Origin of the sequence: Enterococcus sp. AZ119 (assembly GCF_050546175.1) — a bacterium.
GTDB classification, from domain to species: Bacteria; Bacillota; Bacilli; order Lactobacillales; family Enterococcaceae; genus Enterococcus; species Enterococcus faecalis.
In genome coordinates, this window is the sequence record NZ_CP172951.1 from 1,006,109 (window position 1) to 1,031,950 (window position 25,842).

The 25,842-nt window shown below is 37.3% G+C and carries 28 protein-coding genes; 19 read left to right on the top strand and 9 right to left on the bottom strand.

What is annotated here, in order from left to right; all coding sequences use genetic code 11:
- Nucleotides 1-17: 17 nt before the first annotated feature.
- Both IGL37_RS04925 and IGL37_RS04930 read right to left on the bottom strand, forming a co-directional pair.
- Entirely contained in the window at nucleotides 18-479 is a 462-nt protein-coding gene (locus IGL37_RS04925; protein WP_002357877.1) for a threonine/serine exporter family protein, read from the bottom strand.
- Nucleotides 480-490: 11 nt separating this feature from the next.
- Entirely contained in the window at nucleotides 491-1,267 is a 777-nt protein-coding gene (locus IGL37_RS04930; protein ID WP_002363785.1) for a threonine/serine exporter family protein, read from the bottom strand.
- Between the two features lie 231 nt (nucleotides 1,268-1,498).
- On the opposite strand from IGL37_RS04930, the gene IGL37_RS04935 reads away from it, so the two are divergent.
- Nucleotides 1,499-1,705, top strand: coding sequence for a hypothetical protein (locus IGL37_RS04935; protein WP_002357875.1), 207 nt, complete (start codon nucleotides 1,499-1,501; stop codon nucleotides 1,703-1,705).
- A gap of 17 nt (nucleotides 1,706-1,722) precedes the next feature.
- Here the strand turns inward: IGL37_RS04935 and IGL37_RS04940 are convergent, their stop codons facing one another.
- Nucleotides 1,723-2,502 carry a Cof-type HAD-IIB family hydrolase gene (locus tag IGL37_RS04940; protein ID WP_002363786.1) on the bottom strand — a complete coding sequence of 260 codons (780 nt, stop codon included), beginning with the start codon at nucleotides 2,500-2,502 and terminating at the stop codon, nucleotides 1,723-1,725.
- A 214-nt stretch (nucleotides 2,503-2,716) separates the two neighbouring features.
- Here IGL37_RS04940 and IGL37_RS04945 point away from each other — a divergent pair, with 214 nt between their 5' ends.
- On the top strand, nucleotides 2,717-3,436 hold the full coding sequence (locus tag IGL37_RS04945) for a response regulator transcription factor (RefSeq protein ID WP_002381953.1): 720 nt from the start codon (nucleotides 2,717-2,719) through the stop codon (nucleotides 3,434-3,436).
- Nucleotides 3,436-4,905: a sensor histidine kinase gene (locus tag IGL37_RS04950; RefSeq protein ID WP_002357872.1), complete on the top strand. Its 1,470-nt coding sequence runs from the start codon at nucleotides 3,436-3,438 to the stop codon at nucleotides 4,903-4,905. Before IGL37_RS04945 ends, IGL37_RS04950 begins: the two co-directional genes overlap by 1 nt.
- A 37-nt stretch (nucleotides 4,906-4,942) precedes the next feature.
- On the opposite strand, the gene IGL37_RS04955 is transcribed toward IGL37_RS04950, so the two are convergent.
- The 3 genes from IGL37_RS04955 to IGL37_RS04965 form a co-directional block, all read right to left on the bottom strand.
- Nucleotides 4,943-5,494 (bottom strand): hypothetical protein, encoded by a 552-nt coding sequence (locus IGL37_RS04955; RefSeq protein WP_033918053.1) that lies wholly within the window; start codon nucleotides 5,492-5,494, stop codon nucleotides 4,943-4,945.
- Nucleotides 5,495-5,508: 14 nt separating this feature from the next.
- Nucleotides 5,509-6,210, bottom strand: coding sequence for a hypothetical protein (locus tag IGL37_RS04960; protein ID WP_033918054.1), 702 nt, complete (start codon nucleotides 6,208-6,210; stop codon nucleotides 5,509-5,511).
- 105 nt (nucleotides 6,211-6,315) lie between these two features.
- Complete coding sequence (locus IGL37_RS04965; protein WP_002357869.1) at nucleotides 6,316-8,424, bottom strand: LTA synthase family protein; 2,109 nt, start codon at nucleotides 8,422-8,424, stop codon at nucleotides 6,316-6,318.
- A 257-nt stretch (nucleotides 8,425-8,681) separates the two neighbouring features.
- Here IGL37_RS04965 and IGL37_RS04970 point away from each other — a divergent pair, with 257 nt between their 5' ends.
- On the top strand, nucleotides 8,682-9,854 hold the full coding sequence (locus IGL37_RS04970) for a class I SAM-dependent rRNA methyltransferase (RefSeq protein WP_002375049.1): 1,173 nt from the start codon (nucleotides 8,682-8,684) through the stop codon (nucleotides 9,852-9,854).
- Between the two features lie 66 nt (nucleotides 9,855-9,920).
- Here IGL37_RS04970 and rnhC read toward each other — a convergent pair whose 3' ends face one another.
- Nucleotides 9,921-10,838, bottom strand: coding sequence for a ribonuclease HIII (rnhC, locus tag IGL37_RS04975; protein WP_002393198.1), 918 nt, complete (start codon nucleotides 10,836-10,838; stop codon nucleotides 9,921-9,923).
- A 218-nt stretch (nucleotides 10,839-11,056) separates the two neighbouring features.
- Between rnhC and IGL37_RS04980 the strand changes: the two genes are divergently transcribed.
- The 9 genes from IGL37_RS04980 (at nucleotide 11,057) to IGL37_RS05020 (ending at nucleotide 21,239) form a co-directional block, all read left to right on the top strand.
- Entirely contained in the window at nucleotides 11,057-13,477 is a 2,421-nt protein-coding gene (locus tag IGL37_RS04980) for a cation-translocating P-type ATPase (RefSeq protein ID WP_002393199.1), read from the top strand.
- 141 nt (nucleotides 13,478-13,618) lie between these two features.
- The gene (locus tag IGL37_RS04985) at nucleotides 13,619-15,505 is read left to right on the top strand and encodes an Ig-like domain-containing protein (RefSeq protein WP_033918055.1); all 1,887 of its coding nucleotides are present in this window, start codon (nucleotides 13,619-13,621) and stop codon (nucleotides 15,503-15,505) included.
- A 205-nt stretch (nucleotides 15,506-15,710) separates the two neighbouring features.
- Nucleotides 15,711-16,184 (top strand): ribosome maturation factor RimP, encoded by a 474-nt coding sequence (rimP, locus tag IGL37_RS04990; RefSeq protein ID WP_002357863.1) that lies wholly within the window; start codon nucleotides 15,711-15,713, stop codon nucleotides 16,182-16,184.
- A gap of 143 nt (nucleotides 16,185-16,327) precedes the next feature.
- Nucleotides 16,328-17,527, top strand: a complete 1,200-nt coding sequence (gene nusA, locus IGL37_RS04995; RefSeq protein ID WP_002357862.1) for a transcription termination factor NusA — start codon at nucleotides 16,328-16,330, stop codon at nucleotides 17,525-17,527.
- A 20-nt stretch (nucleotides 17,528-17,547) separates the two neighbouring features.
- On the top strand, nucleotides 17,548-17,847 hold the full coding sequence (gene rnpM / locus IGL37_RS05000; RefSeq protein ID WP_002363794.1) for an RNase P modulator RnpM: 300 nt from the start codon (nucleotides 17,548-17,550) through the stop codon (nucleotides 17,845-17,847).
- Nucleotides 17,837-18,142: a YlxQ-related RNA-binding protein gene (locus IGL37_RS05005; protein ID WP_002357860.1), complete on the top strand. Its 306-nt coding sequence runs from the start codon at nucleotides 17,837-17,839 to the stop codon at nucleotides 18,140-18,142. Before rnpM ends, IGL37_RS05005 begins: the two co-directional genes overlap by 11 nt.
- Nucleotides 18,143-18,154: 12 nt before the next feature.
- The gene (infB, locus tag IGL37_RS05010; RefSeq protein WP_033918056.1) at nucleotides 18,155-20,551 is read left to right on the top strand and encodes a translation initiation factor IF-2; all 2,397 of its coding nucleotides are present in this window, start codon (nucleotides 18,155-18,157) and stop codon (nucleotides 20,549-20,551) included.
- A 24-nt stretch (nucleotides 20,552-20,575) separates the two neighbouring features.
- A complete protein-coding gene (gene rbfA / locus IGL37_RS05015; protein WP_002360497.1) occupies nucleotides 20,576-20,926 on the top strand; it encodes a 30S ribosome-binding factor RbfA in 351 nt (116 codons plus the stop codon).
- A gap of 82 nt (nucleotides 20,927-21,008) precedes the next feature.
- Nucleotides 21,009-21,239 (top strand): hypothetical protein, encoded by a 231-nt coding sequence (locus IGL37_RS05020; RefSeq protein WP_010713476.1) that lies wholly within the window; start codon nucleotides 21,009-21,011, stop codon nucleotides 21,237-21,239.
- A 59-nt stretch (nucleotides 21,240-21,298) separates the two neighbouring features.
- Here the strand turns inward: IGL37_RS05020 and IGL37_RS05025 are convergent, their stop codons facing one another.
- Nucleotides 21,299-21,784, bottom strand: coding sequence for a toxin (locus IGL37_RS05025; RefSeq protein ID WP_002382232.1), 486 nt, complete (start codon nucleotides 21,782-21,784; stop codon nucleotides 21,299-21,301).
- Between the two features lie 34 nt (nucleotides 21,785-21,818).
- A complete protein-coding gene (locus tag IGL37_RS05030; RefSeq protein ID WP_002361687.1) occupies nucleotides 21,819-22,301 on the bottom strand; it encodes a helix-turn-helix domain-containing protein in 483 nt (160 codons plus the stop codon).
- 166 nt (nucleotides 22,302-22,467) lie between these two features.
- Between IGL37_RS05030 and IGL37_RS05035 the strand changes: the two genes are divergently transcribed.
- The 6 genes from IGL37_RS05035 to IGL37_RS05060 all read left to right on the top strand — a co-directional run bounded on the left by IGL37_RS05035 (nucleotide 22,468) and on the right by IGL37_RS05060 (nucleotide 25,836).
- On the top strand, nucleotides 22,468-22,650 hold the full coding sequence (locus IGL37_RS05035) for a hypothetical protein (RefSeq protein WP_023627964.1): 183 nt from the start codon (nucleotides 22,468-22,470) through the stop codon (nucleotides 22,648-22,650).
- Nucleotides 22,651-22,695: 45 nt separating this feature from the next.
- On the top strand, nucleotides 22,696-23,451 hold the full coding sequence (locus IGL37_RS05040) for a DnaD domain protein (RefSeq protein WP_016627155.1): 756 nt from the start codon (nucleotides 22,696-22,698) through the stop codon (nucleotides 23,449-23,451).
- 18 nt (nucleotides 23,452-23,469) lie between these two features.
- Entirely contained in the window at nucleotides 23,470-24,312 is an 843-nt protein-coding gene (locus IGL37_RS05045) for an ATP-binding protein (protein WP_002366554.1), read from the top strand.
- 66 nt (nucleotides 24,313-24,378) lie between these two features.
- On the top strand, nucleotides 24,379-24,771 hold the full coding sequence (locus IGL37_RS05050; protein WP_002360492.1) for a hypothetical protein: 393 nt from the start codon (nucleotides 24,379-24,381) through the stop codon (nucleotides 24,769-24,771).
- Nucleotides 24,772-24,790: 19 nt separating this feature from the next.
- Complete coding sequence (locus IGL37_RS05055; protein ID WP_002360491.1) at nucleotides 24,791-25,198, top strand: RinA family phage transcriptional activator; 408 nt, start codon at nucleotides 24,791-24,793, stop codon at nucleotides 25,196-25,198.
- A gap of 221 nt (nucleotides 25,199-25,419) precedes the next feature.
- Nucleotides 25,420-25,836 (top strand): hypothetical protein, encoded by a 417-nt coding sequence (locus IGL37_RS05060; RefSeq protein WP_002401528.1) that lies wholly within the window; start codon nucleotides 25,420-25,422, stop codon nucleotides 25,834-25,836.
- Nucleotides 25,837-25,842 lie beyond the last annotated feature (6 nt).

The window sequence follows — 25,842 nt, forward strand, 5'->3', positions numbered from 1 at the left end:
TTTCTGAGCTTGTTTTTTTATTTTTTGACCAATCGGAAGAGTCGCTTGGGGAAAAAACGTTTGACAATTCGTTCCAGTAGCGAGGTCACCATAAAGCCCGCTGCGATAGCTGCAGCAGTAAAGACAACTTTTAAAATCAACTGCAAACCGTCATCAATATTTCCTAACAAAATGCTCCGAACCGCTTGATAGGCAGGGCCTCCTGGCACTAAAGGAACCAAACTCGGAATATAAAAAATAATCATCGGCATTTTTTTGTAACGGGAAAAAAAGATACTAGCGATTCCTAACCCGACCGTTCCTAAAAAGTTTGCAAAGGTTTGACTAGCATCAAAAGTTTGCGTTAAGACATAATAAATCATCCAGCCTGTCATGCCAGTAATGCCACAAGCCACCAGTGCTTTACGAGGAATGTTCGTAATAATACCAAACGTCACAGTCGCTAAAAAACTAAAGAGAAGATGAAAAATTAGTTCCATTTGAACACTCCTTACATAAATAATTTAAAAATCAAGGCAATTCCCAGGCCAACAGACCCAGCAATAAAAATAGCTTCTGTCCCTCGCGCCGTCCCGCTGATGAGGTGGCCCGCTAAAATGTCGCGAAAAGAGTTCGTAATCGCCACACCTGGAACTAACGGCATTACCGCACCAATAATAATATTATCGATGTTGACCGCTAAGTGAAAATGCACAGCCAAATAGGCCAACAAACCAATGACAAAAGCGGCTGCGAATGAATCGAGGTAAGGAACTTGGAATAACTTTTGGGTAAAAAGATAACTGGCATACCCAATCACGCCAACAAAAAAAGTTGCAATAAAATCTTGCCAAGTGCCACCAAAAATGTACATTAACGTACAACTAACAATCCCGGCTGCTAACAAGCGTAACGAAATTGAAAAAGTGGGGGTATCTGTTTCTAATAGAGTTAAGCGCTGATAAAGCTCTGGCAAAGTAATCTCCTTTTGCGCAAATTCTCTTGATAATTGATTGACAAGGCTAACTTTTTCCAAATTAATCGAGCGCTGGGGGATGTTTTCTAATTGCGTATAATTACTGGAGCGAAAGCCCACGAAAATCCCTGTAGCCGTCGTGTAACAAACGCTCTCTGGCTCGCCAGCATTTGTAGCAATCCGAGTAATTGTATCTTCGGTTCTATATACTTCAGATCCGCTTTCCAGCATAATTTTTCCAGCTAAAATGCATGTATCAATAATTAATTGTTTTCTTTTTTCGCTATTAACCAAAGGAATGGCTCCTTTCATTTCGAGTTCACTTTTAGTGTATCATTTTTTTTAAGAACTGTACGCAATTTAAAACAGAGATAGAAAAAAAGTGTGATTTTTTACAAAAATGAAACGAATCTTAAGAATAAATGAAAACAAATAAGGAATTAGTAAAAATTATGGGTTAGTTGTAAGAATCTAGGATCTTTCCTTGCATTTTAGTAGGAAACATCCTATCCTAAACATAGAAAAACAAAGGGGTCAATAAAAATGGACAACCAATGGTTACTCTACGGAATTAGCAGTGTCGTATTAATTATTTTAATCAGAAGAACAATCCTATCAGGAAACATCGTATTAAGTTGTTTGTTGGGAGCGATTTTGCTGATTCAAGTAGTGGGAGTAGCTCTCTGTGCTCAGCAGAAAAAGAAAAATGAACATACAAAAGAACTACCTTCTTCTAAAGTACATCAATAGAAGAAGGTAGTTTTCTCTTATAGTAAATCAAATTTTTTCAAGCCATTAACAATGCCATTTTCAGTATTTTTAGTTGAAATAAAGGTGGCTTTTTCTTTTAGTTCTTCTCGCGCATTACCCATGGCAATTCCATAATCACAGGCCTCAAACAGCGCCAAATCATTGATGCCATCACCAAAGGCATAAGTGGGAATGCCGTTTAATCCCAAGGTGTTAAAAAGATTTTTGACACCAGAGCCTTTAGAGACCCCTTTACGAACAATATCTATTGAAAAAGGACCATTGCGATAAAAGGTCAATTCAGGAAACCGCTCATAGTAATATTCATCATCATCGCCATGTTGACTTAAGACCAACATCATGTTGACGGCATCATTCTCATAACCTGTGGGATCAATTTCTGGAACAGCTGAATGAATATAATCATAGGCTTGTTTCACTGTGCCAGTATGCCCTGTACAAAAAATACGGCGCTCATTGTAAAAAGCCAATTCATGACCACGCTGTTTGACATGTTCATGCAGTGAAACACATTCCTCTGTTGTAAATTCATCTGAATAAATCGTTTTTCCTTCATAATGAATAAATTGCCCGTTCATTACAATCGCAGAATCAATGCCACTGGCTTTCATAATTGGCTGAATCTCACACAAGGTCCGTCCTGTCGCAATTAAAGGTAAAATTTGATTGTCTTTCAAGGCCGCCACTGCTGCGGTAATCTCAGGAGTTATTTGCGATGTTCCATCTAACAAAGTTCCATCTAAATCAAAAAAAGTAATAGCTTTCATTTTATCCATACCCTAACATCCTCTCTACGCTTGTTATTTTAACAAACTTTTCTGAAAAGACAATGGGTTCCTTTCGTTTTCTTTAAAAGAGCAGGAAAAAAAGTGATTTTTGATGGTTCTGTAAAGGATTTTTGAAGAAATATAGAATCGGTTGGTACAAATTCAATTTTAGAGTATACTACAATAGAGCAGTTTTATGAAAAGTGAATAAGGAGTGAATGAAATGAATATATTAATGATTGAAGACAATGAATCCGTCTCAGAAATGATGCAAATGTTTTTCTTAAATGAAGGGTGGGAAGCTACCTTTAAAGATGATGGCAAAGAAGGATTGGCGACTTTTCTTGCTTCGCCAGAAAAATGGGACATGATTACGTTAGACTTAAACTTACCTAGTATGGATGGGATGGCTGTTTGTCGTGAAATTCGCAAAGTTTCAGCCAATGTTCCCATTATTATGTTGACCGCTCGTGATTCTGAAAGTGACCAAGTAATTGGCCTTGAAATGGGTGCGGATGATTATGTGACAAAACCATTTAGTCCATTAACTTTGATTGCACGGATGAAAGCTCTACATCGTCGTGCCGAGGTGGCAGAGGCTGCGCATGATACGTCTGAGAATACAGATGAAACGTTTGATGTGATTACGGATCATTTTAAAATGAATACGAAAACACGAGAAACATATTTAGATAATCAATTAATTGAAGGCTTAACACCTAAAGAATTTGATTTGCTATACACTTTAGCAAAAAAACCACGCCAAGTCTTTTCACGCGAACAACTACTAGAATTGGTTTGGGACTATCAATACTTTGGCGATGAACGGACAGTTGATGCCCATATCAAAAAATTACGACAAAAAATTGAAAAAGTGGGTCCTCAAGTCATCCAAACGGTTTGGGGCGTAGGGTATAAATTCGACGATTCAGGTGTTGCTTAATGAAGTATTTGTATCAACAATTACTTGCTTTTATAGGTGTGATTGCTCTGATTATTCTCATTGTCGGAACGTCTTTCACACAATTGACCAAGCGCACAATGCAAGAAAATAACTATGAACAGCTGTATGGTTATGCAGAATCGGCTTTAGAAACACGTGACTTTTTTATTAATGTCGCAGGCGTTTCAGATCGAGATGTTTTATCCTATTCATTTCAGTTGACTGAGCGCGTACTCCAGAAGCAAGATGTGCAATTTGTGTTTATTAACAAGGACCGCGAAGTGCAGTACCCACCAGTTGATAGCACAAAAAAATTAGACTTTTCCTTAATCGATAAAAATTGGGATCAAATCATGAAAGGCAATCGTGTTTATGCAACAGAAAACATTGATATTTACGGGGCCCGAAATACTTCGTCCTATGTAATGTTACCGGTGTATGCATCAAATCAGTCTTCTGATAAAAAAGTGATTATTGGTTCACTCGTTATTACACAACCTGCCAAAAACGTTGACCGAAGTGTTCAGTCCGTGACACAAAACTTGATTAAAGGCTTTATTTTTTCTGGTGTGATTGCCTTGTTACTAAGTTATCTATTTGCGACTTTCCAAGTGAAACGAATTAATCGGATGCGTAAAGCCACCAAAGAAATCACTAGTGGAAATTTTGATATTCAATTACCGGTTCATGACAAAGATGAATTTGATGACCTAGCAGAAGATTTTAATAAAATGGCCGCGTCTTTAAAAGAATCACAAGAAGAAATCAATCGGCAAGAAGAGCGCCGTCGTCAATTTATGGCGGATGCCTCTCATGAAATGCGGACGCCTTTAACAACTATTAATGGCTTGTTAGAGGGATTGCAGTATAATGCTATTCCTGAAAATCAAAAAGAGAATGCGATTAAACTGATGCAAAATGAGACCGCTCGCTTGATTCGCTTAGTCAATGAAAATCTTGATTATGAAAAAATTCGGACCAACCAGATTCAAATTGTTGTGAAGAAGTTCAACGGAACAGAAGCTTTAGAAAATATTGTGACTCAACTAACGGCCAAAGCTGAAGCCGCCGGTAATCAATTGTATTTAGACACCACCGAACCAATTGATGTGTATGCCGATTATGATCGTTTCGTGCAAGTTGTTGTCAATATTGTTCAAAATGCCATCCAATTTACTGAAAATGGCGAAATTCATATTGCTTTAGAAAAAGGCTATTTAGAAACCATTGTCCGTATTTCTGATACAGGAATTGGCATGACGGAAGAACAAATTCTGAATATCTGGGATCGTTATTACAAAGTAGATCCATCCCGTAAAAATACGAAATATGGAGAATCAGGATTAGGCTTACCAATCGTTCAACAATTGGTCCGCTTGCATAAAGGAAAAATCAATGTTGAGAGTGAACTTGGTAAAGGCACCACGTTTATTATTTCATTTCCTGATGTTGAAATCACTGAAAACTAAAGAAAACGTCTGGTCACAATCAGTGCCAGACGTTTTTTTAGTTTAATAACGCATGTAGAGACAGGGGGTGCACATAGGGACTATCAATAATTTGTGGATCCTTTGTCAGAAATAGCAAGCGCTTGTTTCTTTTTTGAACTGCTATTTTTAATTGAGGTAAAATTTCTTGACGTTGTCCAATCGTTAATGAAGAAAAGATGTCATCAATCACTAACGTACTTGTTTTTGAAAGCAAAAGTTGTATTATGCGCATTTTAATTTTTTCAAAAGTCGTAAAAGAAGTAAATGAACGACCAAGTAAGGCAGGTTCTAATTGGAACACCTGGAAAGCTTCGGCTAGAACTACTTTTCGATCCCGTTCTTTGATCGTACTAGCGATAAATAAATTTTCTTCTAATGGCAAGTAGGGCAGAAAGGTTTCACTAGAAGAAAGCCTAGTAATGGTTAGTTGGTTTGTTTGGAAAAAATCGGCCAATGCGAGTTCTTGTTCTGGAGCAGAATAAATGATTCCATAAACTTCTCGCAAAGCTAACGCGTCTAATGAGGATTTTTTTTCGGTTGTTTTTTTGAATGATGGTGTGACATTCATAGAAAATCCCTCCCTTATTTCTTATGTGTACGTAAATAAATCAACGTGAAAGGAGTCCCGCAAACAAGAGGAATACCAAGCAAGATTAAGCAGTTAACAAAGCAGTTACGGATTGTATAAAGCGACTGCATACTTTTAAAATCAAAAGAAAACGCTTGGATCGTTTGAATCCCTAAATGCTGGATATTTGTAATTGTGACATCCTGGTCGGTACTTTTAGCTAAAAATGCTGGAGGTTCCAAATGAGACCACTGTAAAATAGCATCACGAGCAGCCCAAAGAACAGTATTATACGTTTCTTGAAACATTAAAGTGAAAAGTAAAAAACTGAAAATTCCTAATAGAGCCGGTAAACATAACTCTAGTAAGAGCTGTTTGGTGACATACATATTTGAAAAGTGCATGTGATACCATGTATGTATTTCTTCCTTTTTTATGCGTAATGTCACATACATAAACAGAAGAAAAGTAACACCAAAGAAAATGACACTACCTAGATAGAGGTGCCAATAGTATTGGATCAGTTGGTAATGGTAACTAGTTTGTTTTTCAATATCGACAAAGTCTGGCATCGTTCGTAAAAACTCTTTTTCAAAATCAATTAAGTTAAACAGCCCAGTCAATAAGAAAGAGAACAGGAAGAAGAAGAGTGCGGTGATTAACGTGATTTTTTTATGATAAAAACTACTAGCTGTAGCGTAACGGACACTTCTCATCAACTTTCACCTCTCTAAACTATCTTTAGTATAGTGAAATAATATGAATTAATTATGAAAAAGTAGCAAAAAAGCTTGAGCAAATTGCTCAAGCTTTTTGAAGATTTATTTACCCGTTTTTTGATAGCCTTGATAACTGTCAGTGTGATATTCATCAACGGTTGATTTATTATTGTTTTTACTGTAAACACTCGTTGATTTTTCACCTTTTTCTTTTTCAATTGCTTCCAGTTGTTGCAATTGGTTCTTGTAATCATAGTCTTCTGGGTTAACTGGTTTTAAGCCGCTATTGGTATAGAAACGAAGCAAGTCACCGTTAGTAATTTGGTCAGACGTTTCTAATTGTTTCGTCGCTTTGGCTTTTAAATCAGCGACTTCTTTCTTAACTTCTTCGGTTGGCTCTGTAATTAAAGTGCCTGTTTTAGTATCGTAAATGCTAGAACCTAAAATAGTATATTTAGGTGTTACAACATTGCCGTTGCGGAAAGCAACGATTTGATTGTGTTGTTTAGAGAATAAATCTTGGCCTAACTGAATGTAGTTTTTCGTATCGACACCAAGCAAGTGTAGAAGGGTTGGTAAGGCATCAACTTGGCCGCCATACGTATGGTTCACACCGCCATTTTCTTGACCAGGAACGTGAATCATATAAGGAACACGTTGCATATTGGCGTTGTCAAAATCGTTCCAATCTGCTTTGGTTTTACCTACTAATTCTGCTAAGTTTTGGTTTCTTGAATTAGAAACCCCATAGTGATCGCCATAAAGAACAATGACTGAGTTTTCATAGAGACCTGAAGATTTCAAGTAGTTAAAGAATTCTTCGACCGCTTTATCTAAATAATTCGCTGTTGCAAAGTAACCATTAATTGTTTCGTCAGAGGTTTTTGCAATTGGGAATCCTGCTTCATCGTTTGTAAATTGAGAATAAGGATAATGATTGGACACAGCAATAAATTTAGAATAGAAGGGTTGTTGTAAATGTTCTAAATATTGAACGGATTGATTAAAGAATGGTTTATCGTGTAACCCATATTGGAATGAGTTATCTGAATTAACATCATAATAACTAGCATCAAAGAAATAGTCATAGCCTAAACGTTTATAGGTTTCATTCCGATTCCAGAAGTTACCGGCATTTCCGTGGAAAGCAGCGCTAGTGTATCCTTGCGTTTGTTTTAAAATATCGGGTGCTGCTTCAAACGTATTTTTCCCACCAACTTGTGTAAAGAGTGAACCTTGGTCTAAACCAAATAGTGAATTTTCAAGTAAGGTTTCGGCATCACTTGTTTTTCCTTGACCAACTTGGTGGAAGAAGTTATCAAAGCTAAAGGTACTTTTACTATTGTAAAGACTATTGATAAATGGTGTGACTTCGTGTTCTACGCCATTTTCATCTTTTAATTTGTAATTAACTAAAAATTGTTGGAAACTTTCTAAATGGATATAAATTACATTTTTGCCTTTTGCAATACCAAACTTACTATCATCGGGTGCCGCATATTGTTGTTTCACGTAATCTTCAACTTGTTTCATATCGTTAGCACTAGCTTCGGCACGGACTTGGTTTGTTTGGTAAGTTGTAATGCCATCGTATACGGTAAAGGCATTTAAGCCTAAGAATTTCACGATATAGTCACGAGAGAATTGACGTCCTAATAATTGGGGACGTTCTGTTTCAGCCATAAATAGATTGAATAAGAAAAAGACAACAGAAAGGAGTGTGACAGAGACTGCTACACGTGCGCGGACTGGACGCGCATCTGTTTTAATTTTTTTCGTTAATAATAATACGCCAATAATAATGAAGTCTAAGAAATAAATGACGTCATAAGGTCTAAAGAGACGTAAGGCACTTTCGCCAAGACCGCTAGCTACTTTGCCAGCACCAAGCATCGTATTAACTGTGATGAAGTCAGTAAATTCTCGATAATACACGACATTTGAGAAGAGCAGTAAACTCATCAAGAAGTAAATAATCATCATTGTAATATAAGAAGCTTTTTTACGGCGAACATACAAAGCGATGGCTAATAAAAAGACCGTTGTGGCAATTGGATTAATTAAGAGTATGAAGTACTCGTTAATATTTTCCAAACGTAAATGGAAATCAACGGCGTACGCAAAGAGGTTTTTTAGCCACAGTAAGATGGCGATTAGCGAGAATAACCCCAGTCGCGTGTTCAAAATATTTGTTTTAAATAATTTTTTCAAAATAAACGTCCTTTCTAAACGATGATTCTATAAAAGTAAAATTAGGTAAATTTCGTATTTTACAATATCGCTTTAATTTTACTCTTTCATAAATTTTATGTCAATTCTTACCGAAGTGAGGAATGGTGATGTTAAAGAAAACTTACTATTTCCTTAAACTTTTTAGTTCGTTAAATGACGTGAAGCTTGAATCCTTTAAAGACAGATGGGCCTTTTTTTGCTATACTAGATAGGACTTTGAAAAGTAGGTGTACAGAATGAAACTTCAAGTAACTAAAAAAGCAGAACATAAATTTAAAAAAGGATATCCTTTAATTCAGAAAGAAGATTTGCAACAAGTGCCGGCGCCGTTACCAACAGATTGGCTTACTTTGATTGATAGTAAAGGCCAGCGCTTAGCTGAAGGATATTTAGGCGAACAAAATAAAGGAATTGGTTGGTTGCTGTCATGGCATGGACCAATTAATCAATCTTTTTTTCAACAACTCTTTGAAATAAGTCGTAAGAAGCGGACGTCTTTTGAAAAGGATTCGCTAACAACCGCTTATCGATTATTTAATGGAGAAGGGGATGGCATTGGGGGTCTAATTATCGATCGCTATGCAGATTACGCCGTTTTTTCATGGTATAATGAAACCCTTTATCAGAAAAAAGCCGAACTTTTGACGGCGTTTCGCACAGTTTACCCTGACATTATTGGTGCCTACGAAAAGATTCGCTTTTCCACAAAAAATTTACCCGAATCACAGTTTTTGTATGGCGAACAAGCACCCGAGCCATTACTTGTCACTGAAAATGGCGTTCAATTTGCTACCTATTTAAACGAAGGATTAATGACAGGCATCTTTTTAGATCAAAAAGAAGTTCGTGGTCGATTAGTAGATGGTTTTGCAGTAGGGAAAACAGTCTTAAATATGTTTAGTTATACAGGTGCTTTTTCAGTAGCTGCCGCTATGGGGGGTGCCGTGGCCACCACTAGTGTGGATTTAGCTAAACGAAGCTTACCGAAAACGACTGAGCAATTTGAAGTCAATCATTTAAATCTTGCCCCGCAAAAGATTATTGTCATGGATGTTTTTGACTACTTTAAATATGCTTCACGTAAAGGCTTGAGTTATGACATGATCATTTTGGATCCGCCGAGTTTTGCTCGCAACAAAAAGAAAGTTTTTTCCGTTGCTAAAAATTATGGGGAGCTAGTGAAAGATTCTATTGATATTTTAACGGATAAGGGAACGCTTATTGCCTCAACCAATGCGGCAAATTTATCCTTAGCCAAATATCAAAAAATGGTGATTACTGCCTTGCAAGAGAAAAATGTCCGTTACAAGATTACGGACACGTATCAATTACCGGCAGACTTTCAAGTGAATTCTAATTTTCCAGAGGGGAACTACTTAAAAGTCCTGTTTATCGAAATTGAAAAATAATTTTTTACACCAAGCAAAAGTCCCAGCGCCGCTAATCGGCATTGGGACTTTTGCTTGGTGTTTATTTTATAGTAACTTTTGGGCTTTTTGGGTGTTTGCAAAATGCAGCTTCGCGTAATTCGCTAATAAGTCTAGGCCGCCTTTTTTCAAAATACGGGCGGCTACTTGGTCTGATTTGCTGCCGGCACCAGAGGGCACAGAGAAACCCAATTCTGCAGATTCTTTGTCTAACTCTTCTAAAAAAGCAGCGCGGCTAATAATAGAGGCGGCAGCAACGGCAACATGATACTGCTCTCCTTTAGTGACGAAGAACAATTTTTCAGTGACTTGATTTTTTTCATTACGAACATATTTCCGATAATTATTTTCAGGGGTGAACTGGTCAATCAAAATCCCTTCTGGCTTTGTGGGAGCCAATTCTTGTAGCAACAGATAAATCGCTTGGTTATGCAAAGCGACTTTCATGTGTACAGCATTGTAGTTTGGTTGGATCTCATTGTATTTTTTGGGTTCAACGATTAATAACTTGTAAGGAATCAGTTCTTTAATGACATGTGACAATTGAATAATTTGTGGGTCGGTTAATTCTTTGGAATCACGAACACCCAATGCTTTTAGTTTGCTAATCATGCTTTTGTCAACATAGGCAGCACAGACAGTTACTGGACCAAAATAGCTACCATTACCGACTTCATCGGAACCTATCACAGACCAGTTGCCAAAATCAGCAGGCAGTGTAGTAGTCTGGGGAGAAATTTTTTTCTTTGGTGTGGTACTCGTTCCTTCCCAACGAGCGGCCTCTTTTTCAGCTTGAGGTCCCTGAAACATGACTTTACCTGATTGATAAGCGGTGATAGTAGTGGTGCCAACCTTGGCCACAAAGACAGTATAAGGGACCGTTTTATTTAAACGATTGGGTTGATAAACAGTGGTCATCTCTGCTAATGTTTTTTTACTAACTTTAATTACGTGATTCTGTGCCATCAATTGTTCCTCATTTCTTGATATTTCTTCTTTACTATAGTAAAGGAAAAACAAGTAAATGAAAAGGTTTTGCGTTAGCTTGTTCCTGAAAATGACAATGTTTAGGAAATGTATAATTTTTTTCTATAGTTGGACGCTAGTTGTTATCTAAATTTTTATTCAGTGCTATACTGTGGGAGAGAAGGAGACGATGAAAGAGTCGACTAGAACAAGGGGTGATGTGTTTGAGAAGAAAAAAAGAAATGCAAGAAAATGAACCAATAGCAGTGACTGCTAACGCGGAACGCTATTATCCAGAAGATAAACAAGGCTTGACGGCCGCACAAGTTGAAGAAAGACAGCGAAAAGGCTTAGTCAATGCTGCCGTCGATACAGAGTTTATCACAACGAAACAGATTGTTATTAATAACGTATTTACGTATTTCAACTTAATTTTTGTGGTACTAGGTGTGTTATTAATGCTGGTACAATCTTATAAAAATATGACCTTTTTGCCAGTAGTAATCATTAATACGGTCATTGGAATTTACCAAGAAATTAAGTCGAAGAAAGTATTAGATAGCTTAAATATTCTAAACGCTACAAAAGTAACCGTTGTAAGGGATGGCCAAGAACAAGAAATTTCGCCAGATGAACTGGTTTTGGATGATGTGGTGCTCTTTAAATCGGGTGAACAGATTTCTGGGGATGCAATTGTCTTATCTGGTGAAGTCCGTGTGAATGAATCTTTGTTAACTGGGGAATCTGATGAGATTACCAAAGTAGCAGATAGCCAACTTTTGTCAGGTAGCTTTATTGTGTCAGGTTCTTGTTATGCAAGAATTGATAAAATTGGCGCTGAGGCCTATGTTCATCAATTGACGCTTGAAGCGAAGTCAATTAAAAAAGGGGAACAATCAGAGATGGTCGGTTCCATTAACCGTTTGGTGAAATGGGTAGGGATTATTATTATCCCGATCGGCTGTGTTCTATTTTTCCAAAGTTATTTCATCAACCATCAAGGGCTTCATGACAGCATTGTCTCCATGGAAGCTGCCTTGATTGGGATGATTCCGGAAGGGTTGTACCTTTTAACAACCGTTGCATTAGCTGCCAGCACAATGCGCTTAGCGAAGCGCGGCGTTTTATTGCACAACATGAAAAGTATCGAATCCTTAGCACGTGTCGATGTGTTATGTGTAGATAAAACAGGAACAATTACTGAAAACACGATGGAAGTCCAAGAGTTGGTTCCTGTGGTGAGTATCGAAAATGATGGTACAGATTTAACCAATGTCGAAAAATTAATTGGCGATTTTTGCCGAACAATGTCAGCTGACAACGATACGATGAAAGCGATGAAAGAATTTTTTGTTACTAATAATCAGAGGGAAGCCGTTAGCTATACCTCGTTTTCGTCTGTCGAAAAATTTAGTAGCGTGACTTTCCCAGAAGCGACGTATATTCTTGGAGCGCCAGAGATGATTTTGAGAGACAATTATGAAATGTATCAATCTGAAGTGGAACATTATACAAGTCAAGGCTATCGCTTATTGGTGTTCGGAAAGTATTTAGGAGAATTTCAGGAAACGTTGACAGCAGAGGTACAACCTCTAGGCTACATTCTTCTTTGGAATCCGATTCGTAAAGAAGCCAAAGCAACTTTTGAATATTTCGCTGAACAAAATGTGGCTATTAAGGTCATTTCTGGCGATAATCCTTTAACAGTATCCAATGTAGCACAAGCGGCAGGCATTATTGGTGCTGAAAATTATGTGGACGCGCGAACATTAACTACAATGGAAGCCCAGACAGAAGCGTTAGAAAAATACACCGTTTTTGGTCGTGTCACGCCAGAACAAAAGAAACAATTTGTACTATTGTTGAAAAAATTAGATCATACAGTGGCGATGACAGGGGATGGAGTCAATGATATTTTAGCCATGAAAGAAGCAGATTGTAGTATTGCCATGGCTTCAGGAAATCAAGCTACAGCACAAGCCTCGCAAGTTGTGTTGTTGGATTCTGATTTTTCAACGATGCCGGAGGTTGTCTTTGAAGGTCGCCAAGTAGTTAATAACATTGAACGTTCTTCAAGTTTATTCCTTGTAAAAAATATTTTCTCCTTGCTGATGTCTGTCTTTGCTATGATTTTTGCCGTGACATATCCTTTACAACCGACACAAGTCACATTGATTAGTTTATTTACAATTGGGATTCCTTCGACATTTCTAGCTTTGGAACCAAATCATCGTCGCATTGAAGGGAAATTTCTTTTCAATGTGTTATCAAAAGCAATTCCTGGTGGGTTAACGGATATGTTAGTAGTCGGTGCCTTACTAATTTGTGGTGATATTCTTGCACTTCAAAAAACGGACATTTCAACGACTGCAACATTGTTGCTAGTTTCAGTCGGCTTTATGGTTCTTTATAAAATTAGTTCACCAATGAATCGTTACCGCAAGCGCGTAATGATTGGCTGTTTAATCGGAATGGTTATTACAAGTATTTCCATGAAAAACTTGTTCTCGTTAACTTCGGTATCGCCAACAGCCTTGTTACTTTTAGCCATTCTTTTCTTTGCAGCAGACTCAACTTTCCAACATTTATCAACCATTTCTGAAAAAGTTCAATTATGGTTTTATAAGAAAAGACATTAGGAGCAAAACACCGAGCCAAAATTATTTTGGTTCGGTGTTTTTTGTTTTTTATTGTTGGGAAAAATAAAAACACTTGCACCTAGTTAATCCTTGATAGTATAAACCTAACCAATTATTTTAGATAGGAAGGATTGAATAAAAATGAAAAAAAGAAGTTTTGTCTATTGGGGAATGTTTTTCATTCTTTTGTCGACGCTGATAACGCCTTTTCTGAAACTTGAAACAGGATATGCGCAAACGGAACCAACTAGTACCAGTGAAACCAATCAAATTTCTGCTACGCCAAACGTAGTGCCGCGTAAGCAAGTAGGCAACATTGTGACAGCGATTCATCTAACGGACAAAGAGGGAAACCCACTTGGGACCATTAATCAATATACAGACATCTACCTCCGAATTGAGTTCAACTTACCGGATAATACCGTTAATAGTGGGGATACGAGTGTGATTACTTTGCCCGAAGAGCTACGTCTCGAGAAAAATATGACCTTTAATGTAGTAGATGATACAGGTGCTGTGGTTGCAATCGCACAGACCGATTTAGCAAATAAAACGGTCACGTTAACGTATACAGATTACGTAGAAAACCATGCCAATATTAGTGGGTCTTTATATTTTACAAGTTTGATTGATTTCGAAAATGTCGAAAATGAATCCAAGATTCCTATTTACGTCACGGTTGAAGGGGAAAAAATATTTGCTGGCGATCTTGATTACCAAGGTGAAGGCGATGATGTTAACGAAAAATTTAGCAAGTATTCGTGGTTTATCGAAGACGATCCAACCGAAATTTACAATGTACTACGGATTAATCCAACAGGGCAAACGTATATTGATTTAGAAGTGGAAGATGTGCTAAAAACAGAAAGTTTAAGTTATATGAAAGACACTATGAAAATTGAACGAGGACAATGGACACTGGATGGAAATGCTATTTGGCAGTTCACGCCAGAGGAAGATATAACTGGTCAGTTGGCTGTCCAGTATGGTCCTGATGACCGTAATTTTTCGGTGCATTTTGGCAATATTGGGACTAATGAATATCGTATCACCTATAAAACCAAAATCGATCATCTTCCCGAAAAAGGTGAAACCTTCACAAATTATGCAAAATTAACAGAAAATCAAACGGTGGTGGAAGAAGTCGAAGTGAGTCGTGTCTCACAAACGGGTGGTGGAGAAGCTAATGGTGAACAATATGTTGTTGAAATTCATAAAGAAGATGAAGCAGGCCAGCGTTTAGCAGGTGCAGAGTTTAAACTCATTCGTAACTCAACCAATCAAACAGTGGCCAAAATCACAACAGATCAAAACGGAACAGCGATTGTTAAAGGCTTGTTAAAAGATAACTATACTTTAGAAGAAACCAAAGCACCTACCGGTTACCAGCTTTCGCAAAACAAGATTTCAATAACACCTGAAGACTTTGGTAAAAACTTAGTTGCACTGAAAACTGTTGTGAATCATAAGATTTCATATCAACCAGTCGCTGCTTCATTTTTAGCTGGAAAAGTTCTTTTAGGAAAACCACTGAAGGATGCTGAATTTCAATTTGAATTGTTAGATGAGAAAGGTACAGTACTAGAAACGGTTAGTAACGATACTTTAGGGAAAATTCAATTTTCACCATTAACCTTTGAAACTCTCGGAAACTATCAATACACCATTCGGGAAGTAAACACGCGACAGGCAGGTGTTTCCTACGATACGCACAACCTTCAAGTTCAAGTAACCGTCGAGGCGCTTTTAGGAAATCTTGTGGCGACTACTCAGTATGATGGAGGTCAAGTATTTACTAATCACTATACGCCAGAAAAACCTATAGAAAGTACCACACCACCAACGAGTGGGACAACAGATACTACCACGAATTCAACCACAGAAACTACTTCAATAACCATTGAAAAACAGGCGATTCGTAATAAGGAATTGCCAAAAACAGGAGAAACAAAAGAAAACGCGTTTCTTTTCTTAGGTAGCCTTCTTTTGATTCAAGGATTATTTATCTATTTTAAAACGAAAAAATAATCGCTTAGATAGTTTCAGTAATCGAGACAAAATGTGCAAATTTCGAGAGATTTAGCTTGTTCATTTGAGTTTGGAGTGGTTCTGTGCTATACTATCTTTAGCGTAATGATACTAGTTGGGAGTGAGCGGATTTCTGCTCACTCTTTTTGATGGAAAAGTCATCAGGACACGGTTCGTTACATCAATCTCGAAGGAGGCGAAAATTTTGAGTAGTGCTGTGGAAACTGTAACAAAGTTAGTCACACCAATCTTAGAAGAACAAAATTTTGAACTTGTGGAAGTAGAGTTTGTTAAGGAAGGAAAAAATTGGTTTTTACGAGTATTTATCGATAAAGAAGGTGGCATTGATATTGAGGAATGTGCCTTTGTCAGCGAAAAATTAAGTGAAAAACTAGATGCAATGGATCCAGATCCAATTCCGCAAGCGTACTTTCTGGAAGTTTCTTCTCCGGGAGCAGAACGTCCGTTAAAGAAAGAAAGCGATTATGAACAAGCGGTAGGCAAGTACATTCATATTTCTCTTTATCAAGCAGTTGATGGAGAAAAACAGATTGAGGGTACCTTAGTCCATCTTGATTCAGAACAATTAACATTAAGTGTAAAAATTAAAACCAGAGTGAAGGAAATGACTTTTGAACGTAAAAATATCGCAAAAGCTCGTTTAGCCATTCAATTTTAATCAACAGACTCGAATGTAAAAAAGGGTCCACTAAAAGTTTTACTTTTAGCTAGGCCTGTGACAAGTTTTAACGAGAAGTTTTTCCCTTGGAAGAAGAACCACTCGTTCAGCTTTAACGAATCCATAGGAGGAAAAGAAAAACAATGAGCAAAGAAATGTTAAATGCATTAGACGTATTAGAAGCTGAAAAAGGGATTCCTAAAGATACGGTGATTGAAGCGTTACAAGCAGCTTTAGTTTCTGCATATAAAAGACATTATGGACAAGCAAGCAACGTCGAAGTTGAATTTGAACCAAAAAAAGGCAATATTCACGTATATGCTGTCAAAGAAGTAACAGAAGAAGTATTTGATTCACAATTGGAAGTTTCATTAAAAGATGCCGTTGCATTAAATGGTGCATATGAAATCGGCGACAAAATTCGTTTTGAAGTTACGCCAAAAGACTTTGGCCGCATTGCTGCCCAAACAGCAAAGCAAGTAATTTTACAACGTGTCCGTGAAGCAGAAAGAACAATTATTTATAATGAATTTAGCGAATATGAAAATGACATCATGCAAGGAATTGTTGAACGTCAAGATCGTCGTTATATTTATGTAAACTTAGGCAAAATCGAAGCAGTCTTATCAAAACAAGATCAAATGCCAAATGAATTTTACCAACCGCATGATCGGATTAAAGTTTACGTATCACGTGTTGAAAACACATCAAAAGGCCCACAAGTTTTTGTAAGCCGTAGTCATCCAGATTTACTAAAACGTCTTTTTGAACAAGAAATTCCAGAAGTTTATGATGGAATTGTTGAAATCGTAAGCGTCGCTCGTGAAGCTGGCGATCGTTCAAAAGTAGCCGTTCGTTCAACAGATCCTAATATTGATCCAGTGGGTACCTGTGTTGGTCCAAAAGGCCAACGTGTCCAAGCGATTGTGAATGAATTAAAAGGCGAAAATATGGATATTGTGGAATGGAACGAAGATCCAGCTATTTATATTAGTAATGCCTTGAATCCAGCTCAAGTATTAGATGTTATTTTTGATCCAGAAAATAGCAAAGCATGTACAGTTGTTGTACCTGATTATCAATTGTCATTAGCAATTGGTAAACGTGGTCAAAATGCGCGCTTAGCTGCTAAATTAACGGGCCATAAAATTGATATCAAATCAGAATCTGATATGGCTGAATTTTATGAACAACAAGCCAATCAAGAAGTTGCTGAAGTAGCAGAAGAAATGGATGAAGCAATTATCCATTCAGATATGACGGCAGATGATTACGAAAACTTGGCTGCTGAAGAAGCAGTTGTTGAAGCAGAAATTACAGAAGAATTACCTGAACAAGAATAACGTTTTTGGAGGGTGAAAAAATGAAAAAGAGAAAAATTCCAATGCGTAAATCGGTTGTTTCAGGCGAAATGAAACCGAAAAAAGAATTAGTCAGAATTACTCGCTCCAAAGAAGGCGAAGTGGCCTTAGATCCAACTGGTAAATTACCAGGACGTGGCGCTTACGTTGATTTGGATCCTGCGGAAGTCCAAAAAGCTTGGGATAAAAAAATTCTTGATCGTGTCTTAGAAACAAAATTAAGTGATGAATTTTATCAAGAACTATTGGATTATGTAACGCACCAAAAAGCCCGCAAAGAGTTGTTTGGCGATGGAAAATAAAACCAAAATTTTGAACCTTTTAGGTTTAGCAATGCGCGCCGGTAAATTAGTCACAGGCGAGGAATTAACCCTTAAAGATATTCGTGCAAACAAAGCGAAATTTGTGTTTGTTGCGCAAGATGCCAGTGAGAATACTAGAAAGAAAATCAAGGACAAAAGTTCTTATTATAATGTTCCTGTTAGCGAACTGTTCAGTCAATTCGAGCTCAGCCAAGCGATTGGGCGACCACGAATGGTTATCGGAGTAACTGATGCAGGATTTGCCACCAAAATCAAGGAATTACTAAAAGGTTAGGAAGGTGATTGCATGGGAAAAAAAAGAATTTATGAACTAGCAAAAGAAATGAATAAAGCAAGCAAAGACGTTGTCGATAAAGCGCATCAATTAGGTATGGATGTTAAAAACCATATGGGCGCAATTAGTTCCGAGCAAGAAACAAAGCTTCGTCAAGCATTCGGAGGAGGAAGTACCGTAAATACTCAATCAAAAGCAACAAACAACCAAAAGCAACAAACAACACAAAATAAACCAGCCAATAAGAAACCAATGAATAATAAACCTGGTGAACAAAGAAATAACCAAAATCGTCCAAACAATCAATCAACGAATGGACAACAAAGAAACAACAACAACCAAAATCGTCACGGCCAAAGCAACACACAAAACCGTAGCAATCAAACAAATACAAACAATCAAAACCGCAATACCCAAAACAATAACGGTTCTACAACGAATCAAAATCGGACCAGCCAAAATAACAATGGCGGGAACAACCAAAAACGTGGCGGCCAAAACCGTAACAACAATTTTGGTGGCGGTCAAAATCGTAATAACCGGAATAACTTTAATAACCAAAACCGCAATCGTTTCAACAAAAAAGGGAAAAAAGGCAAACATCAACAAGAATCAGCGAAGCCAGCAGTACCAGCACGTAAATTCCGTGAATTACCAGATGTTTTAGAATATACAGAAGGTATGAACGTGGCAGATATTGCGAAAAAAATCCACCGCGAACCAGCGGAAATCATCAAAAAATTATTTATGATGGGTGTCATGGTTAACCAAAACCAAGCCTTAGATAAAGATACAATTGAATTATTAGCTGTGGACTATGGCATGGAACCGCAAGAAAAAGTCCAAGTTGATATTGCGGACATTGATAAATTCTTCGAACCAGAAGCAGTTGTTGAAGAAAACTTAACTACACGTCCCCCTGTTGTCACAATCATGGGACACGTAGACCACGGGAAAACGACATTATTAGATACATTGCGCCATTCTCGTGTGACTTCAGGTGAAGCAGGCGGTATCACGCAGCATATTGGTGCCTATCAGTTAGATATTGATGGCAAACCAATTACGTTCTTAGATACACCAGGACATGCGGCCTTTACAAGTATGCGCGCGCGTGGTGCCAGCATCACTGATATTACCATCTTAGTTGTTGCAGCGGACGATGGAGTAATGCCACAAACAATCGAGGCGATTAACCATGCGAAAGCGGCAAAAGTGCCAATTATTGTAGCAGTTAACAAAATTGATAAGCCTGGTGCAAATCCTGATCATGTGAAACAAGAATTAAGTGAACATGAATTAATTCCTGAAGAATGGGGCGGAGATACGATTTTTGTCAATATTTCAGCGAAATTCAATCAAAACATTGATGAGCTATTGGAAAATATTTTATTGATTGCTGAAGTAGAAGACTTAAAAGCTGATCCAACGCAAAAAGCAATTGGAACAGTGATTGAAGCGCGCTTAGATAAAGGTAAAGGTCCGGTTGCGACATTACTCGTTCAACAAGGAACTTTACATGTTGGTGATCCAATCGTTGTTGGTAATACTTACGGACGTGTTCGTGTGATGACCAATGACATGGGCCGCCGTGATAAAGAAGCAGGACCCGCAACTCCTGTAGAAATTACTGGATTAAATGATGTTCCTCAAGCGGGTGATCGTTTTGTGGTCTTTGAAGATGAAAAAACGGCACGTCAAGCAGGGGAAGAACGGGCTAAACGTGCGTTGCTTGAACAACGTTCAGCAAGTAGCCGTGTGACATTGGATAACTTATTTGAAAGCCTAAAAGAAGGCGAATTAAAAGAAGTTAATATCATTGTCAAAGCAGACGTACAAGGATCTGCCGAAGCCGTTTCAGCAAGTTTACAAAAAATTGATGTAGAAGGCGTTCGTGTGAAAATTGTTCACGCGGCAGTTGGGGCCATCAATGAAAGCGACGTAACTTTAGCCGCAGCAAGTAATGCGATTATTATCGGCTTTAACGTTCGCCCAACACCACAAGCGAAACAACAAGCAGAACAAGAAGAAGTTGATATTCGTTTACACCGTATTATCTATAAAGCCCTAGAAGAAATCGAAACAGCGATGAAAGGGTTATTAGATCCAGAATTTGAAGAAAAAATTACGGGTCAAATGACGGTTCGTGAATTGTACAAAGTATCTAAAGTTGGCACAATCGCTGGCTGTTATGTTACAGAAGGCTTTATTCGCCGCGATAGTGGCGTGCGTGTCATTCGTGATGGTATTGTTATTTATGAAGGTAAATTAGCAAGCTTGAAACGCTTTAAAGATGACGTGAAAGAAGTCAAACTTGGTTTTGAATGTGGCGCTATGATTGAAAACTTCAATGATTTACGTGTAGATGATGCGATTGAAGGCTTCATTATGGAAGAAATCAAACAATAATTTTAGTAATTGGAGGAAGACACTATGGCAAATTATCGTGACCGTCGTGTAGGTCAAGAAATCATGCGTGAAGTGAATGATATCTTGAACAAACGCATCAGAGATCCACGCGTCCAAGGCATCACTATTACAGATGTTCGTGTGACCGGTGATTTACAACAAGCAACGATTTATTACAGCTTGTTATCTGATTTAGCTTCCGAACAACAAAAAGCTCAACAAGGCTTAGACAAAGCCAAAGGACTGATTCGTAAAGAATTAGGACAACGGTTAACCTTGTATAAAACACCAGAGTTGATTTTTGAAAGAGACGAATCTGTCCAATACGGAAATCACATTGATGAGTTGATTCGTAAGTTGAATCAAGGTGAATAATTAAAAAGAAAAAGCACACCAGACGAATGGTGTGCTTTTTCTTTTCATGATTTCTTGATAAAATAGTCATGGAGGTGCAAAAATGAAAAGAATTGTTGGTTTCTATAAAAATGGAGATCGTTATTTAAAAGAAATGGGTTCAGGCAAGAGTTCCCTGTACTTTTTTCTTTTCTTCTTTGTACTACATAGTATGCGGGAACATATTATTCAGTTCATCGGATTTTGGCCGTCATTTATATTCGTCCTCATACTTGTCCCAAATCTTATGCTTGGCGTCGGACATATTAACCATTGGTACAAAAACCGCTCTTGAATTTTCCAGAATACTTTTAAGCATGGAACAAAATCCTTATTGATTTTGTTCCATGCTTTTTAAGTTAACCCAGTATTTAATACCATCACAGAATAATCCCTAAATTCAAAAATCCGTCCTTTATAAAGATAAGTGGCGCCATACTTTTGCCGATAGTACGTAATCACATTTTTTAATGTTTCAACATCGATTTCCAAAAATTCAGCACAAGAATAATGGTTACTTAAGCCAGCTTCAGAGCAACGAATTAAATCGTCTAATGTAACTAATTGCTCTAAGGCCACATTGCGGGCTTTCAACTCTTGTTTCCGATTTTCTGTACAATTTTGATTTAAAATAGTGCCGACGGATGTTTGATAATGCCCGTATTCCTCGGCTAAAATATTCTTCTTTTGACGGGTACTCAATGTTTTTTCAATATAAATTTTGCCATTTCGATACAACCCATAACAACCTGTTTGATTGTATAAATCAATTTCTAAAACCGTCACATCCTTTTGAATGGAACTGACGAGTTTTTCATAATCATTCACTTTACCATTCACCTGCCATTACTTAATAAAAAGAGTAGATGGGAAGTTAATCCTCTTTTTTGTCAGAAGAAATCGATTGTTGATATTTGGCATCAATTTCATCCAAGTAATCGTGAATTTTCTCGATTTCTTCTTTTGAAAATATCTTTTCTGGATCCCCAGCGTGGGCAGCCAGTGTCATTTCGTCACGGCGAGGGAATGAGAGAATTTCTGCTTGCGTTTGTTGTTCGTGTAATTGTTGTTCGGCAAATTGATAAACGATGGCTTGTCGTTGGGGCTCTAATTTTTTATAAATGCGGTCGATAGTTGAGGCATTTTTTTCCATGGGAACCTCTTGTCCCATCAACCAGGCCTCATTAATGTCTAATGCATCTGCAATGCGATAAACTTTGTCTTGTTTTGCTTCGTAACGACCAGCTAGCCAATCGCTGATCGAAGATTTACCGATGCCAGTTTTTTTCGCTAATTCACTAGGTTTGATGTTCTTGGCTGTTAAAGCCTCTTTTAAACGGACAGCAAAAATGTTCATATTTCCGAACCTCCTATTGCCTCAAAGTATACTATACCTGTTTAGAGAAGGCAAGTAACAATCGCAATTAAAATCACCGGTTCATAAAACCGAACTTATGAGTTGACAGTGAAAATATTTGATGCTAAGATAGAGCCATTCAAATGTTCGGTTAACTGAACTTTTTTTGGATATTTTGTTCGGAAAACCGTATTTTTGTAGAAAGGGTGAAGAAATGAGTCGGAATTATAAAAAAACGTTGTCGGATATGTTACTTTTAGCAATTATTTTATTAATAAGCAGTGTCTCAATAAAAATTGGAGCCATCGTGATTGGTATGATTGGCCTCATGGAATTACTAACAGAATAACAATAATTTAGTCAAAAGGAGAGAAGCGGATTGGCAGAACGACGCATGTTTGCAAAAACGATTATTGATAGTGATGCGTTTTTAGATATGCCCTTATCAAGTCAGGCCCTGTATTTTCATTTAGCGATGCGTGCCGATGATGATGGATTTATCAATAATCCCAAAAAATTGCAGCGAATGGTTGGTTGTGGGGAAGACGATCTAAAATTGCTAATGGTTAAAAAATTTATTCTAGTATTTGAAAGTGGTGTGATCGTTATCAAACATTGGAAAATTCATAATTATATTCGCAGTGATCGTTACAAACCAACCTTGTATCAAGAAGAGAAAAATCAGATTGTTGAAAAAAATAGCAAAGCTTATACGTTTAAAGCAGAATCGTCTGTCAGTGGTCAACCAGCTGACTACCAACGGTTACCACAGGAAAGCATAGTCCAGTCTAAGTTAGGTCAGAGTCAAGGTAGTAGTTCAGAAAACGATTGTTTAAAGATGATTTATCATTTTTATGAGGAAAACGGCTTTGGTACACTGGCCTCAAAAACAAGCCAAGATTTTAAGTATTGGTTGCAAGATTTTATGCAAAAAGGGGCTAGCCAAGAGGAAGCATGCCAATTAATCTTGCATGCTTTAGGAATTGCCATCGATCGAAATAAACGGAATTATGGCTATGTAAATGCTATTTTGAAAAGTTGGGAGCAACAAAATTATTTATCCGTACATGAAGTTCTGGTAAATGATAAAAAACAAGTGTTGGAGCATACGCCGCAAATGACAGAAGAATATCAAGAGTTAGGTTTTTAAAGAAAGGAGGAAATCAGTATGCATGCGACAGATCAAACTTTTCAAATACTATTGAGTCAATTGTTAGAAAAAGTTGAAGACCGTTGTCCTGAATGTGGCAGTGAACAATATGTTTGGCAACAAAAAAATAAAGATGGCACAGAACGTTGTGCCCCAACTTGTTGGTCGTGTGGGTATAAAATGCTAAAAAAACATGAACAACAAGCCAATCAACAACGTTCTCAAGAGAGTTTTATGGCACGTACACAAAAATTTTTTCATCAAGGGTCCTTAATTGCTGATGATGCGCTACGGCAATGTCGTTTAACCAATTACCAAACCACTGAATTAGAAACAAGACAAGCAAAAGAACGGGCCTTAGCAGCAGTTTCAGCGATTGTTGAAGGAAAGCCAATCCACGTTATTTTTTCAGGGAAACCTGGTGTTGGTAAAAGTCATTTGGCTATCAGTATTTTAGTTGAAGTCTTAGAACGCTCTGCATATCAAAAGTATTGTTTATTTGTCAGCTACTCTGAGTTATTAGAAAAACTAAAAATGTCCATGAATGAGTCGACCAAAAGCCAAGCAAAGGCTCAAGCGTATATTACTAGAATGAAAAAAGCAGACGTTTTGGTCTTAGATGATTTAGGTGCTGAATTAGGAATTAAAAATAAAGTTAGTACGGATTTTAATAATGACATCTTAAACCGAATTTTAGAAGCTAGACAGAATAAAGCAACTATTTTTACTACTAATTTTTCTGGAAAACAACTGGTGGAGGCCTATGGAACACGCATTATTTCTCGTCTAATGAAGCACGCCAGTGGCTATGTTTTCCAATATAAAGACACAACAGACAAACGAATGAGGAGTGTGAAATAAATATGTTAACAATTATTATTGGGTTTATCTTTTGGACAATGACACTAATATTAGGTTATCTAATTGGTGAAAGAGAAGGCCGTAAACATGAGTAATTTAACAAAACGTAAAAAAGATTTATTTGAAATGAAAAGCGTTGTATTTAAAGATATTTCAAAGCAACAAAGCGAAAAAGCACAAAAAAGAAAACGACTCTTACAACTAATGAATCAATATCCCGATTGGGCAAGTCAAAAAAATAAACTTATTATGCAGGAAATTCAAGAATTAGGACAAGCAATCGGTAATTGGTCGATGGATCAATCAAGACCCATCCAATCCATCAAGGCCGCATCGTTTACAAAAAGCGAGTATCTCTATTTAATTTGGCTCGGTTATTCAGATGAAGCGATTCGTCACGGCTTAGACATGTCGAAAGAGTGTTATTTTATTTATCGATTAACACTTTTAAATGAATAAAAGTAAAGGAGATTAACCAATGCGTACGTCAACATTTAATTATATCAAAGATATTTTAGCAGACTTTTATAAAACAGATGAGTATATCCGGCAACGGGAAGAAGAATTACGGCACCCTTATCAAGAAGCAGATTTAAATGCTGGTATTAGAGGACAAGGACTTCACTCTGTAGTGACCGAACGAATGGCGATTACGATAGCTATGGATCGTCGTCTGTGGAACTTAGAGAGAAATCGAGACATTATCAAAAATTGTTTAGCTGAAGCGGATGAACAAACGCGCGTGATTATTGAAGAACTATATATGAAAAAACGGCCCTCTTTAACATTAATTGGACTTGCCCAGCAATTATTTATTAGTAAAAGCCAAGCCTATAAATTAAGAAATCATTTCTTTGAAGCGGTGGCGGATGAACTAGGGATGTAAACATGGAAAAAGCGTGGAATTTTTTCAGGTGTCAACATGGTAATTTAATAGTGTCGAAAGAGATAGATAAACGTGAGGCAACCAAAAAAATGAAGACACGGAATTCTATGATTTTGACTGCTTTCTTGTGTCAGCTATGAAGGAGCAGAAAATGCCGGCTACTTTCAAGATCCTTCATTTTGACTAGAAGAGAGCCAATTTGTTAACCAATCCTGAATTTTTTGAATGGAAAGGTGGCGCTAAAAATGAATGAAGCGGAACAAGAGTTATATGAAGCCCTTGTTGCAATCTGCCAGACGTCAGGATTATTGTTGCTAGAGGAACTGCCGACAGATTTACCAGATCAGCCATTTGTTTACTTAGGTGATAGTAAAGAATTACCTAAGCCAACTAAATCAGCTATTTTGGGTGAAATTGAATTAATAATGCATGTTTATGGTGCGTTATCTGAACGACAACAAATTTCTACAATTAAAGGAACGATTTTACGGCAAGCAACCAGTAACTTAAAACGAACGGCTCATTTTAATTGGGGTATCAAACATCAAGAAGTCAAAGCACAAATGGTAAAAGATACCAAACAAATGAAAAAAACAATTTGGCATGCTGTACTACCATTACACATGCAATTTTACTAGGAGGAA